The organism is Streptosporangium sp. NPDC001681, from assembly GCF_040298085.1.
Classification (GTDB): Bacteria; Actinomycetota; Actinomycetes; order Streptosporangiales; family Streptosporangiaceae; genus Streptosporangium.
Genome location: NZ_JBEOZN010000131.1, coordinates 1 through 13154, shown reverse-complemented (window position 1 = coordinate 13154; position 13154 = coordinate 1). Strand labels below are relative to the sequence as shown.

The following is a 13154-nucleotide window of genomic DNA, read 5'->3' as shown; positions in this document are numbered from 1 at the left end:
CACATTCCCATTTTTCAGGAGCCCTGCTTGTTGAGACGTTTGCTCGCCGTCGCCGCCCTGGTCGGCAGCGCCATGATCGCGCCGACTGCGGTCGGTGCCGTCCACGCCGCCACCACGGTTTCCGCGCCCGTCGCGACCTCGACTGCCGGATGCGCCTACCGGCGCGACGGTCAGGTCTGGCGATGCATCACACCGGGCGCGTTCTGCCCGGCGGCCGCGCACGGCAAATACGGATACGCGAAGGTGACGAACAAGAAATATAGGTGCATAAAGGCCAGCGGGGACATCAGGTGGCGATGGAAGCCCGTTCGCTGACCCCGGACACGAAACTCCGAAGAGAACGTGCGACAGAATAGGGCATTTTCCAGATTTGTCGGAAATGCCTGGGCATCTCGCTCTCTTTATCCGGGTGTTCACCGCGTGTGTGAACACCCGGATCGAGGAGAGCCCGGGGCCGGTCAGCCCTTGACGCTGCCGGCGAGCAGGCCACGGACGAAGTAGCGCTGCATCGACAGGAAGACGATCAGCGGGATGATCAGCGAGACGAACGCGCCCGAGGTCAGGCGTTGCCACTCGTTGCCCTTGGTGCCCGCCATCTGCGCCAGCCGCACCGTCATCGGGGCGCTGTCCGGAGTGCCGCCGGCGAAGATCAGGGCCACCAGCAGGTCGTTCCAGACCCAGAGGAACTGGAAGATGGCGAAGGTGGCCAGCGCGGGTCCGACCAGCGGGAGGACGATCGTGCGCAGCACCTTCCCGTGACTGGCCCCGTCCACCCTGGCCGCCTCCATGAGCTCGCCGGGGAGCTCGGACATGAAGTTGTGCAGCAGGAAGACGCCCAGTGGCAGGGCGAAGCAGGTGTGGGCGAACCAGACCTGGACGAAGCGGGCCGGGCCCTCCAGGTCCCAGGCCGGCAGCAGCTGGAGGCCGAAAAGGGTCACGCCCTCGGAGAAGAACGACAGCAGCGGCACGAGTGACATCTGCAGCGGCACGATCTGCAGCGCGAAGACGCCGATATAGATCCACTCGCGCCCGCGGAACGGCAGCCAGGCCAGCGCGTACGCCGCGAAGGTGGCCAGCGCCAGCGGAAAGAGCACCGACGGGATCGTGATGACGATCGAGTTGATCAGGAAGCTCATCATCTGGCCGGACGACGAGGAGGTGCCGAACAGGACCTGCTGGTAGTTCTCCAGCGTGATCTGCGGATCGGAGAAGAACGTCCACCAGCCGGTGGTCTTGATCTGGTCCTCCGGGCGCAGCGAGGAGAGCAGCAGGCCGAAGGTCGGGGTGGTCCACAGGACGGCGATGACGATCGCGACGGCACTGGCGACCCGGCCGCTCAGCCGCCGCCGTACGCGTTGCGGCGCGTTCTCCACCCGGGTCCGCAGCGCGGTCTGGGTCAACGTGGCCACGTGGCCTCCTTCGTCCGGGGCGTGCTCGCGCAGCCTGCTCGCCCGGTCACCTCAGGGCCTCCCTGCGCTGGCGGATCTGGTAGATCACGATTGGGGTGACCAGTACGAACAGGAAGACCGCGAGGGCCGCGCCCTTGCCCGTCTCGCCGTACCGGAAGGCCTGGTTGTACATCTCGTTGGCGATGACGCTGGTGTCGAACTGACCGCCGGTCATGGTGCGGACGATGTCGAACAGCTTGAGCGTGCCGATCGACTGGGTGACCACCACGACCACGATGGCCGAGCGGATGGAGGGCAGCGTCACCCTGAAGAACATCTGCAGCGGGGTGGCACCGTCCAGCTTGGCGGCCTCGACGATCTCGGCGGGGATGCCCTTGATGGCCGCGGAGAGCACCACCGTGGCGAAGCCCGCCTGGATCCAGACCATGACCACGATCAGGAAGAGCGTGTTGAGCGGGGGTTCCTGGAGCCACTGTTGCGGCTCGCCGCCGACGGCGACCACGAGCCGGTTGAGCAGGCCGATCTGGTCCTGCTCCTCGGAGCGGTAGGCGTAGACGAAGCGCCAGATGATGCCCGCGCCGACGAAGGAGATCGCCATCGGCAGGAAGACCAGCGACTTGGCGAGCGCCTCGAAGCGGGTGCGGTCCACCAGGACGGCGTAGACCAGGCCGACCGAGGTCACCAGCAGCGGGACGAGCAGCACCCAGATCAGGGTGTTGCGCAGTACGGTCACCGCTTCCGGCTGGGTGAACATCCAGCCGTAGTTGTCCATGCCCACCCACTGCTTGCCGTCACCGCTCATGAACGACAGCAGGGTGGTCCGCACGGCCGGGATGACCAGGCCGATGGTGAGCAGCAGGATGGCGGGCAGCAGCAGGATGGCGGCGTGGGTCCAGGCGCGCCGTCGCATCGGGACGCGGTCGACCAGCACCAGTATCACCGCGACCACCACGAGGAACGCGGCGACGCCGATCAGCAGTTGGACGAGTTTGGGCAGTTCGGCGGCGAAGTCGAAGTCCATCGGAGGATCTCCCGGGAGGATCGGGCCGGGGGGAACGACGGTCCGGTCCCGCATCACGCGGGACCGGACCTATCGAGTTATGTCAGGACTTGGGCCAGGAGGCCTCGATGTAGTCGAGGACCGTCTTGGTGTCCTTGCCGTTGATCCAGTCGGTCATGCCCTTCCAGAACGTGCCCGCGCCCACCGCGGCCGGCATCAGGTCCGAGCCGTCGAAGCGGAAGATCGTGCTCGGGTCCTGCAGCATCTCCATGGAGAGCTTGTCGATCGGGTTCTGGGCATTGGTCGGGTCGACGCCCTTGCGGGCGGTGACGTAGGTGCCCAGCTTCATCCGGGCGGCGGGGAACTCCGCGGAGGCGAGGTAGGCCTGGACGGTCTGGACCTCGGGACGGTCGGCGAAGGCCGCCACGAACTCGCCCGCACCGAGCACCGGCTTCTTGGCCGGGTCGTTGCCCGGCAGGTAGAAGGCGAACACGTCGCCGTCCTCGGCGACCTTGGTGCCCTCGGGCCAGAAGTTGGCGTAGAAGGACGCCTGGCGGTGCAGGGCGCACTTGCCCTCGGTGATCGGGACGCCGCCCTCCTGGAAGGCGGTGCTGGCGATCGACTTGACCGGGCCGTAGCCGCCGTTGACGAACTTGTCGTTCTTGAGGATCGCGCCGACCTTGTCCACCGCCGCGACGACCTTGGGGTCGTTGAACGGCAGTTTGTGGCCCACCCAGTCGTCGTAGCCCTCGGGGCCGATCTCCCGGAGCAGGATGTCCTCGATCCAGTCGGTGGCCGGCCAGCCGGTCGCGTCACCGGACTCGATGCCCGCGCACCACGGCTTGATGCCGGTGCCGGCGATCGTGGTGCTGAGCGTCATGAGCTCGTCCCAGGTCTTGGGGACGGCCCAGCCCTTCTCGGTGAACATCTTCGGCGAGTACCACACGAAGGACTTCACGCTGGCGCCCAGCGGGGCGCCGTAGAAGGTGCCGTCGACCGTGGCGTACTTGGCCCAGTCCGCAGACCAGCCCTCGCCGGTGAGCTTCTTGACCTCTTCGGAGGCGGGCTTGAGCTTGCCGGCCTTGGCGAAGCGCTCCAGCAGTCCCGGCTGGGGGAAGAAGGCGATGTCGGGGGGGTTGCCGCCGTCCGCGCGGACCTGGATCTGGGCCTCGAACTCGCCGGTGCCCTCGTATGTGATCTTGATGCCGGTGCACTGGGCGAACGGCTTCCACGCCTGCTCGAAGAGGTCGGCCTCCGTGTCGCGGATCGGCGAGTAGATGCTGACGGTCTTGCCCTCGTGCTTACCGTACTGGCTGAAGGCGGCGCATTCGGGGGACGTGCTGCTGCCGCCGCCCGCCGATGGCTTGGCCTCCGTGGATCCGCATGCGGTGGCGACCAGCGCCAGCCCTATAGTGCCCGCCACCAGGACGGCACGATTGGGCCGAGAGAGGAGCGACATGGACCTTCCTCCATATGTACATTGCCGGGGAGTGAGAGAGCGCTCTCTGGAAGAATTGTCCGCACACCACTCAATGTCAAGAACTGTGATATTACGGTTACAGTCTCATTTTTCTTGACACGATCCGTGCGCTACCGTGATGCTCGTGAGAGCGCTCTCACGGAACAGCCACACAGAATGGGACGGTGAGGACATGACCATGTCCGCCGAAAAGTCCTACGACCTTCGGGACTCCGGCGTGCTGAGGTTTCCCGAGGGCTTCGTCTGGGGTGCCGCGACCGCGGCCTACCAGATCGAGGGCGCCGCCCGGGACGATGGCAGGGGGCCCTCGATCTGGGACACCTTCTCCCGGACCCCTGGCAAGGTCTACTCGGGCCACACCGGTGACGTCGCATGCGACCACTACCACCGCTATCCCGAGGACGTCGCCATCATGCGCGACCTCGGCCTCGCGGCCTACCGCTTCTCCATCTCCTGGCCCCGCCTGCAGCCCGACGGCTCGGGCCCGGTGAACCCGCGCGGTCTGGACTTCTACGACCGCCTCGTCGACGAACTCCTCGGCGCGGGCATCACCCCGATCGTGACGCTCTACCACTGGGACCTGCCGCAGACCCTGGAGGATCTCGGTGGCTGGACCAGCAGGGAGACCGCCGCGCACTTCGCCGACTACGCCGCGATCGCGCACGGCCGGCTGGGTGACCGGGTCGAGACCTGGACCACCCTGAACGAGCCCTGGTGCTCGGCCTTCCTCGGCTACGCCTCGGGCATCCACGCTCCCGGCCTCGCCGATCCCGCGCTGGGCTTCGCCGCCGCCCACCACCTGCTGCTCGGCCACGGCCTGGCCGTCCAGGCACTGCGTGCCTCGGGCGCCACCAAGGTCGGCATCACGCTCAACCTCGCCCCCGTGCTCGGCGACGACGTCGCGGCGACCGAGCTCGTCGACGGCCTGCAGAACCGGATCTTCCTGGACCCGGTGCTCCGCGGCGAGTATCCCGCCGACGTCGTGGAGCGGGCCCGCCGTTTCACCGACTGGTCCTTCGTGCGGGACGGGGATCTGGAGACCATCAGCCAGCCGATCGACCTGCTGGGCGTGAACTACTACCACCCGCAGACCGTGGCCGCCCGCACCGGTGAGCCCGCCAACCCCGTCTACCCGGGCAGCGAGGGCATCGCCTTCGGCCTCGCCGACGCGCCGAAGACCGCGATGGGCTGGCCGGTCCAGCCGTTCGGCCTGACCGATCTGCTCCTGCGGCTCTCGCGCGACTATCCGGGCACCCCACTGATCATCACCGAGAACGGCGCCGCCTACGACGACGTCGTCGAGAACGGCGAGGTGCACGACGTCGGCCGCCTCTCCTATCTCGACGGGCACCTGCGCGCGGCGCACGCGGCCATCGAGGGTGGTGCGGACCTACGCGGTTACCTCGTCTGGTCCCTGCTGGACAACTTCGAGTGGGCCGAAGGCTACCGCAAACGCTTTGGCGTCGTACATGTCGATTACGGAACCCAACGCCGTACCCCCAAGGACAGTGCCCTGTGGTACAGCAAGGTAGTACGCCGGAACGGACTGTGAGGGCCCGTCCAACCCTGGAGAAGGTGGCCGCCCGGGCCGGTGTGTCCCGGGCGACCGCCTCACGCGTGGTCAACGGCTCCACGCGCGTGGCGCCGGAGATCCGCGAGGCGGTCAACCGTGCCGTGGACGAGCTGGGCTACGTGCCCAACCAGGCGGCGCGGAGCCTGGTCACCCAACGGGCCGACTCGATCGCTCTCGTCTTCCCCGAACCGGCGACCCGGGTCTTCTCCGAGGATCCCACCTTCTCCGGGATCATCCGGGGGGTCAGCATGGAGATCGAGGAGGCCGACAAGCAGCTCGTGCTGATGCTCACCGGCCTGGCCGGCGGTTACCAGCGGGTCGAGCGCTACGCCACCAACGGCCACGTGGACGGCGTGATCATCGCCTCGATGCACGGAACCGACCCGCTGCCCGGCATCCTCGCCAGGCGCGGCGTGCCGGTGGTGTGCAGCGGCAGGCCCAGCGTGCCCAGCAGCCTGCCGTACGTGGACATGGACAACGTCGGCGGCGCCGAGCGTGCGGTGCGGCACCTGGTGGAGCAGGGGCGCCGCCGGATCGCGACCATCGCGGGACCGCAGGACATGATCGCCGGGATCGACCGGCTCAACGGCTACCGTGCCGTGCTCCGCGACTCCGACCGCCGCTCCATCGTCGCGGTCGGCGACTTCACCCGCGAGTCGGGTACGTCGGCGATGCGGCAGCTGCTCGCCGACGACCCGGAGCTCGACGCGGTGTTCGTGGCCAACGACCTGATGGCACTGGGCGCGCTTACCGCCCTGCGCCAGGCGGGACGGCAGGTCCCCGGCGACGTCGCGGTGGTCGGCTTCGACGACATCCCCGCCGCGTCCTACACCGAACCCTCGCTGACCACGGTCAGGCAGCCGACCGTCGAGATGGGGCGGAGGCTCGCCCGCATGGTGCTCGACCTGGAGGAGAAGGCACAGGTGATGCTCCCCACCGAGCTGATCGTCCGGGGATCTACGACGACGCCCTGACGACCAGTTCGGTGGAGACGATCACGGTTTCGGCGGGCCCCCCGTCGAGGAGGCCGAGCAGGAGACGGACCATGGCCGCGGCCTGCTCGGCGTGCGGGGTGTGGATGGTCGTGAGCGGCGGGTCGGTGTAGCGGGCGGCCTCTATGTCGTCGTAGCCGACGATCGCGACGTCACCGGGGATCTGCCGCCCCGCCTGGCGGAGCGCGTGCATGGCGCCGATCGCCATCAGGTCGTTGGCGGCGAAGACCGCGTCGAGCTCCGGGTCGTCGGCGAGCAGCTGCCGCATCGCGACCGCCCCGGACTCCCGGGTGAAGTCGCCGACCGCGATGATCGAGCGGCGGTCGGAGTCGCGGAGCACCTCTCGGTATCCGGCCAGCCGGTCCTGGCCGCCGATCATGTCCAACGGTCCCGCGATGGTGGCGATGCGCCGCCTGCCCCGCTCCAGCAGGTGCCGCACGGCGGTGGCGGCGCCGGCGACGTTGTCGTTGTCGACGTAGGGCATCGCGACCGGCACGGCCGGCCTGCCGTAGGAGACGACCGGGACGCGCAGCCGGGTGAGCGCGACCGGCAGCGGGTCGGCGCCGTGGCTCGACACGAGCATGACGCCGTCGACGTGACCGCCGGCTATGTAGTGCTCCACCCGGGCATGGCTCTCCGGCGACCCGGCCAGCAGCAGCACGACCTGCTTGTTGACGGCCTCCAGCTCCAGGCTGGCCGAGCGGATGACCGTGGAGAACATCGGATCGTCGGAGAACACCCGGTTCGGCGACTCCGAGACGACCAGCGCGACCGAGTTGGTCCGCTGGGTCGCCAGGTTCCTCGCCGCCCCGTTGGGGACGTAGCCGAGCTCGTTCACCGCGCGCATGACCAGTTCTCGGATGTCGGCGGTGACCGTGGTCTGGCCGTTCACCACCCGGGAGACGGTCGACCGGGAGACCCCGGCACGGGCGGCGACCGCCTCCAGGGTGGGACGTTTCATCGTGTTCCCCTACAGTCCGTTGCGCGCGATGACCTCGCGGTACCAGAGCGCGCTGTCCTTGAGCAGGCGCCGCTGGGTGGCGAAGTCGACATGTACGATCCCGAATCTCCGCCGGTACCCCTCGGCCCATTCGAAATTATCCAGCAGCGACCAGACCAGGTAACCACGCACGTCCGCCCCGTCCGCGATCGCGGCGTGCACGGCGCGCAGGTGGCCGTCCAGATAGTCGGTCCTGCGCGCGTCGTGAACGCGGCCGTCCTCCACGACGTCGTCGAATGCCGCGCCGTTCTCGGTGATGATCAGGCCGACCTCCGGGTAGTCGTCGGAGAGCCGCACCAGCAGGCGGGAGAGCCCGTTCGGCACGATCGGCCAGCCCATCGCGGTGGCCGGCACGCCGTCCGCCGGGCAGAACCTGATGTCCTCGCTGCCCGGCCACGCCGCGTCGGCCGCCTGGCCGGGACCCGACTCCACCACGCATGGGTTGTAGTAGTTGATACCCAGCAGGTCGATCGGCTGGTTGATGATCGCCAGGTCGCCGTCCCGGATGTGGTCGACGCCACCGTTGCGCCCGACGATGTCGAGGAACTCGGCGGGATACTCCCCGCGTACCGCAGGGTCGATGAACTGCCTGGTCAGCAGGGTGTCGATCCGGCCGACCGCCTCCGCGTCCGCCGCCGAGGGCGCGGCCCCCGGATCGGCCACCTGGGCCGGGGTGATCACCGGCGACAGGTTGAGGACCAGCGAGATCTCCCGCGCGCCCGCCTCGCGGAGCGCCCGTGCCGCCAGCCCGTGTCCCAGCAGCATGTGGTGGGCCGCGCGGAAGGCCGCCGCGGGGTCGGTCCTGCCGGGCGCGTGCACCCCGTTGCCGTAGCCGAGGAAGGCCGCCACCCACGGCTCGTTGAGGGTCGTCCAGTTGTGGACGCGATCCCCCAGCCGCGCGTACACGGCCGCCGCGTACTCGGCGAACCGGTAGGCGGTGTCGCGCTCGGGCCAGCCCCCCGCGTCCTCCAGCGCCTGCGGAAGATCCCAGTGATAGAGGGTGGCGTACGGCGTGATGCCCGCCTCCAGCAGCCGGTCCACCAGGCGGCTGTAGAAGTCGAGGCCCCGCGCGTTGACAGGGCCGCTCCCGTGCGGCTGGACCCTGGGCCAGGCCACCGAGAACCGGTACGCCGCCAGGCCCAGCTCGCTCATCAGCGAGACGTCGTCGGCGTGACGGAAGTAGTGGTCGCACGCCACGTCGCCGGTGTCGCCCCCGGCGACCTTGCCCGGGGTACGCGAGAAGGTGTCCCAGATCGAGGGCTCGCGGCCGTCCTCGCGCACGGCCCCCTCGATCTGGTAGGACGCGGTGGCCGCGCCCCAGACGAAACCGGTGGGGAAGTCCGCACGCCCTTCCGTAAGGGTGGCCCCCCGAGTGCCGACGACGGTCATCCCTTCACCGCTCCCTGCATGATTCCTCCGATGATCTGTTTACCGAGAAGAGCGAACACCAGCATCAGCGGCAGGGTGCCGAGCGTGGTGCCCGCCAGGCCGAGCACGTAGTCGTTGACGTATCCGCTGGCCAGCGTGGACAGGGCGACCTGCACCGTCGGATCCTCCGGGGTCAGCACGACCAGCGGCCAGAAGTAGTCGTTCCAGACCGACATGAAGGTGAGCATGCCCAGCACCGCCGCCGCCGGGCGGGCGGTCGGAAGCACGACGTGCCAGAACAGGCCCCAGGTGCTGCAGCCGTCGACCCGGCCTGCCTCGAGCAGCTCGGTCGGCAGCGCCCGGGAGAGGTACTGGGTCATGAAGAACACGCCGAACGCGTTGACGAGCGCGGGCACGATCAGCGCGTACATGGTGCCGGTCCACTCCAGCTTCACCATCAGCATGTACAGCGGGATGATGCCGAGCTGGGTCGGCACCATCATGGTCGCCACGGTGAGCAGGAGCAGGGCGTTGCGGCCGCGGAAGCGCAGCTTGGCGAAGGCGAACCCAGCCAGCGTGGAGAAGAACATCACCGCGATCGCGACGGAGCCGGAGACCAGGACGGAGTTGACCATCGCCAGGGCGAAGGGGACGGTGTCGAAGACGCGGGCGACGTTGGCGAAGAAGTTGCCACCGGGCAGCAGCGGCGGTGGGACGTCGGCCAGGGCCGCGTTGTCGCGGGAGGCCACCACGATGCTGTAGTAGAGCGGCAGCATGGAGAAGAACGCCACCGCCGCCAGTGTGAGATAGGTGAGCCTGCGGGCGGCCGTGGAGCGCCGGGCTCCGGAGACGGCGGTACGGGCGCTCACGTCAACCCTCCCTTCGCGCGGCGGGTGATCAGGTAGTTGACGCCGGCGACCAGGACGATGAAGACGAACATCATCCAGGAGATGGCCGAGGCGTAGCCGAAGTCGAGCTTGGTGAAGTTCTCGTAGATGAACAGCGAGAGCGTCTGGTACTGCCGGTCCACCCCTCCGGTGATGAGGTAGGAGCCGAACAGCAGCGGCTCGGCGAGAATCTGCATGGCACCGATCGTCGAGGTGATCACGACGAAGACGATCGTGGGCCTGATCATCGGGATGGTGATCCTGCGGAGCTGGGTCATGTCGCTCGCGCCGTCGAGGGTGGCCGCCTCGTACAGCTCACGCGGCACGGCCTGCATGGCCGCCAGGAAGATCAGCGCGTTGTAGCCCGTCCACCGCCACATGATCATGATGGAGATGGCGACGTGGGAGCTCAGCACGCCCTCGTTCCAGGCGACACCCTCGACGCCGAACAGCGACAGCGTCCAGTTGATCATGCCGAAGTCGCGGCCGAAGAGCTGGCTGAAGATGACCACCACCGCGACCACGCTGGTCACGTTGGGCAGCAGCAGCGTGACACGGAAGAAGGTCTGCGCCCGCAGCGGCCGGTTGAGCAAGTGGGCCAGCCAGATGGCCAGCAGCAACTGCGGAACCGTGGACAGCACCCCGATGGACAGGGTGTTGAAGGTGGCGTTCCAGAAGTAGTCGTCGGCGAGCAGCGTCCTGAAGTTCTCCAGGCCGACGAAGGGCTGTTCGTCCCGGAGCAGCGTCCACTCGTGCAGGCTCACCCAGGCGGTGTAGGCCAGGGGGAACAGCCCGAAGGCGGAGAACAGCAGGAAGAACGGGGCCACATACGCGTACGGCGAGCCTTTGACGTCGAGTTGGTGGACCAGGTGGCGGCGCAGGCGGTGGCGGGGCCCCGTCGGCTTGCCCGCCGGGGCCGCCGCCAGGCGATCGGGTGCCCGAGTGGCCATGGCAGCTCCTTTCCAGGATTCGTTGGGGAGGACGGGCGTGCGGCTCAGGTGGGCGGCAAGCAGGTGGCCGACCGGTGCGAGACCAGTCGGCCGAAGGGGCGGCTACTTGATCCTGCTGACGTCCTCAAGCGCCTGCTTCCAGGCCTCCTCGGGGTTCTGCTTGCCCTGGTCGACCCGCTGAAGGCCGTTGCCGATCGCCTGCAGGATGTCACCGCCCTTGGGCCCGACGGGCTGTGGCTTGAGCGCCTTGGCGGCGTCGGTGAAGATCTTGCCGATCGGCGCGTTGCCGAAGTACGGGTTGACGTACTCGGACACCGCCGGGTCGTCGTACAGGGCGGGCAGCGAGGGCAGCGCGCTGGCCTCCTTGAAGAGCTTGATCTGGCTCTCCTTGCTGGTCAGCAGGTTGATCAGTTCCGCGGCCTCCTTGGGGTGCTTGCCCTGCTTGGGCAGCATCAGGTGGGTGCCGCCCTGGTTGCCGCCGCCGCCGGGCACCGCGGCGATGTCCCAGGTGCCCTCGCCGGGCTTCTGGTCCTTGATCGTGCCGGTCTTCCAGGCCGGGCAGACCATGGTGGCGAAGGTGCCCTTGGCGATTCCGGTGTTCCACGGCGGCGAGAAGGCGGCGAGGTTGGCGGAGAGACCGTCGTTGATCATCTTCACGCCCGTGTCGAACGCCTTGCGCACCTCGGGGTTGGTGGCGGCGATGATGTTGTACTGGTCGTCGTAGAAACCGACGGGGGCCTGCTCGACCATGGCGCGGAAGTGCTCACCGGGACCGTCGGTGAACTTGGCGCCCGCCACCTTGGCCGCGACGAACTTCTTGCCGGTCTCGATGTAGCCGTCCCAGGTCGGCCAGAGCGCCGACACCTCGTCACGGTCGGTTGGCAGGCCGGCCTTCTTGAACAGGTCGGGGCGGTAGCACATGGCCAGGCCGCCGACGTCGGTGCCCAGTCCCATGAGCGAGGAGCCGTCGTTGGAGACGCCCAGCTTCCACTTCCAGTCGAGGTACTCGCTCTGGCGCGAGTCCAGGCCGTAGTCCTTGAGGTTGTAGAACTTGTCGGGCACCGGCGTGAAGGAGGCGATGTAGCCGCCCTCGACCGCGACCACGTCCGCGGCGCCCGCCCCGGTGGTGAGCTGCGTGATGAGGTTGGTGTGGTGGTCGTTGAACTGCGCGCGGCGCTCCACGATCTCCACATTGGGGTGGGTCTTCTTGAACTCCTCGTACAGCGGCGCGAAGTGGAAGTCGCTGAACAGCCCGACGGTCAGCTTGATCTTCTCGGCCGGCTGGGAGGCCGCCCCACCGTCTGCGGTGGTACCGCCGCCGCCGTTGCCGCCGCCGCAGGCGGTGAGGCCCAGGGCCAGGGCGGAGACGGCGACCATCGGGGCGAGGAACCGGTGGCGTGACTTACGCATGGAACCCTCCTAGGGTCCTCATAAATGATCATGGAGAGAGCGCTCCCTGAGCAGATTGATACCAACAGGGTTGCGTGTCAACGGCCCCCCGAACGCCGACCTGCACCCTGAAGTCGGCTTTTCTTGGAGAGCGCTCTCCCAGACTTCGGGACGTTTTCCCAGGTCAAGCATGTTTAAGAGTTAGATTTAGCAGTGGATGGAGCGCTCCCACAATAAAAGGTCACATTAAGGTCGCGTTTCCATCGTGTTCCACGATGCGGCTCCACGCCCTTGACACTCCTCGCGAGTCAGGTCACTCTCTCAACCAGAGAGCGCTCCCCAGTGACTCTCAGCAGGGCTCCACCCGTCGCCGGCCACCTGCGGCGTGGATGCCGCCGACTGTGGACCAGATGGACCAGGTGGCCCGACGACTCGTCCCGTCATGCCCACGCGCGCCGTTACTCCGGTGGTGAATCCCGTGCGCCTCGCCTCCCCACCCGCTTCACGCTCCTTTCCCGAAGGACGACGCGGGAGCCATCCCGTCCCCGTGGCTCTCGTGGCGGCGCCGGACCCCGTAGAGTCGTCCGGCCGGTCGGAAATCGACCGGCGCGTATCCAACCAAGGAGAACCACGTGGCACTGGAGAAGCCGGAGATCGACTTTCCGGAAGGCGCCCCGCCCTCGGAGCTGGAGATCGTCGACATCGTCGTAGGGGACGGCCCGGAGGCCAAGCCGGGGCACCAGGTCACCGTGCACTACGTCGGCGTGGCCTTCTCGACGGGCGAGGAGTTCGACGCGTCGTGGAACCGCGGCGACACCTTCCAGTTCCCGCTGGGCGGGGGCCGGGTCATCGCGGGCTGGGACCAGGGCGTCGCGGGCATGAAGGTCGGCGGCCGTCGCCGTCTCACCATCCCGCCGCACCTCGGCTACGGCAACGCCGGTGCGGGTAACCGTATCAAGCCCGGCGAGACGCTCATCTTCGTCGTGGACCTGCTCGGCGTGAGCTGACGCCCAGGAGACGGGACAGCACCGGTGGGCGTGCCGCCCCGTCACCCGAACCACTGACACGCACAGACGCGCCGCCCGCGATTCTCGATCGCCGGAGTC

General features: G+C 68.2%; 12 protein-coding genes. 4 read left to right on the top strand and 8 right to left on the bottom strand.

Going from position 1 to position 13154, the window contains the following annotated elements; all coding sequences use genetic code 11:
* The first annotated feature begins 30 nt into the window (after positions 1–30).
* Positions 31–315: a hypothetical protein gene (locus tag ABT130_RS38690; protein WP_350964200.1), complete on the top strand. Its 285-nt coding sequence runs from the start codon at positions 31–33 to the stop codon at positions 313–315.
* 143 nt (positions 316–458) lie between these two features.
* Here the strand turns inward: ABT130_RS38690 and ABT130_RS38685 are convergent, their stop codons facing one another.
* The 3 genes from ABT130_RS38685 to ABT130_RS38675 all read right to left on the bottom strand — a co-directional run bounded on the left by ABT130_RS38685 (position 459) and on the right by ABT130_RS38675 (position 3868).
* Complete coding sequence (locus ABT130_RS38685) at positions 459–1409, bottom strand: carbohydrate ABC transporter permease (protein ID WP_350964197.1); 951 nt, start codon at positions 1407–1409, stop codon at positions 459–461.
* A 46-nt stretch (positions 1410–1455) separates the two neighbouring features.
* Positions 1456–2430, bottom strand: coding sequence for a carbohydrate ABC transporter permease (locus tag ABT130_RS38680; protein WP_350925933.1), 975 nt, complete (start codon positions 2428–2430; stop codon positions 1456–1458).
* Between the two features lie 82 nt (positions 2431–2512).
* Complete coding sequence (locus ABT130_RS38675; RefSeq protein ID WP_350925935.1) at positions 2513–3868, bottom strand: ABC transporter substrate-binding protein; 1356 nt, start codon at positions 3866–3868, stop codon at positions 2513–2515.
* A gap of 193 nt (positions 3869–4061) precedes the next feature.
* Here ABT130_RS38675 and ABT130_RS38670 point away from each other — a divergent pair, with 193 nt between their 5' ends.
* Entirely contained in the window at positions 4062–5441 is a 1380-nt protein-coding gene (locus tag ABT130_RS38670) for a GH1 family beta-glucosidase (protein ID WP_350964194.1), read from the top strand.
* Positions 5438–6436, top strand: a complete 999-nt coding sequence (locus ABT130_RS38665; protein WP_350925939.1) for a LacI family DNA-binding transcriptional regulator — start codon at positions 5438–5440, stop codon at positions 6434–6436. Before ABT130_RS38670 ends, ABT130_RS38665 begins: the two co-directional genes overlap by 4 nt.
* Here ABT130_RS38665 and ABT130_RS38660 read toward each other — a convergent pair.
* From ABT130_RS38660 to ABT130_RS38640, 5 genes are all read right to left on the bottom strand, one after another.
* Positions 6420–7415 carry a LacI family DNA-binding transcriptional regulator gene (locus ABT130_RS38660; RefSeq protein ID WP_350964191.1) on the bottom strand — a complete coding sequence of 332 codons (996 nt, stop codon included), beginning with the start codon at positions 7413–7415 and terminating at the stop codon, positions 6420–6422. The genes ABT130_RS38665 and ABT130_RS38660 overlap by 17 nt on opposite strands.
* 9 nt (positions 7416–7424) lie before the next feature.
* Positions 7425–8843 (bottom strand): GH1 family beta-glucosidase, encoded by a 1419-nt coding sequence (locus ABT130_RS38655; RefSeq protein ID WP_350964188.1) that lies wholly within the window; start codon positions 8841–8843, stop codon positions 7425–7427.
* Positions 8840–9691 (bottom strand): carbohydrate ABC transporter permease, encoded by an 852-nt coding sequence (locus ABT130_RS38650; protein ID WP_350964185.1) that lies wholly within the window; start codon positions 9689–9691, stop codon positions 8840–8842. Before ABT130_RS38650 ends, ABT130_RS38655 begins: the two co-directional genes overlap by 4 nt.
* Positions 9688–10659: a carbohydrate ABC transporter permease gene (locus ABT130_RS38645; protein WP_350925947.1), complete on the bottom strand. Its 972-nt coding sequence runs from the start codon at positions 10657–10659 to the stop codon at positions 9688–9690. The genes ABT130_RS38650 and ABT130_RS38645 overlap by 4 nt, the downstream gene beginning before the upstream one ends.
* Before the next feature lie 102 nt (positions 10660–10761).
* Positions 10762–12069 (bottom strand): ABC transporter substrate-binding protein, encoded by a 1308-nt coding sequence (locus tag ABT130_RS38640; RefSeq protein ID WP_350964183.1) that lies wholly within the window; start codon positions 12067–12069, stop codon positions 10762–10764.
* 611 nt (positions 12070–12680) lie between these two features.
* On the opposite strand from ABT130_RS38640, the gene ABT130_RS38635 reads away from it, so the two are divergent.
* Positions 12681–13055, top strand: coding sequence for an FKBP-type peptidyl-prolyl cis-trans isomerase (locus tag ABT130_RS38635; protein WP_350925951.1), 375 nt, complete (start codon positions 12681–12683; stop codon positions 13053–13055).
* Positions 13056–13154: the final 99 nt, after the last annotated feature.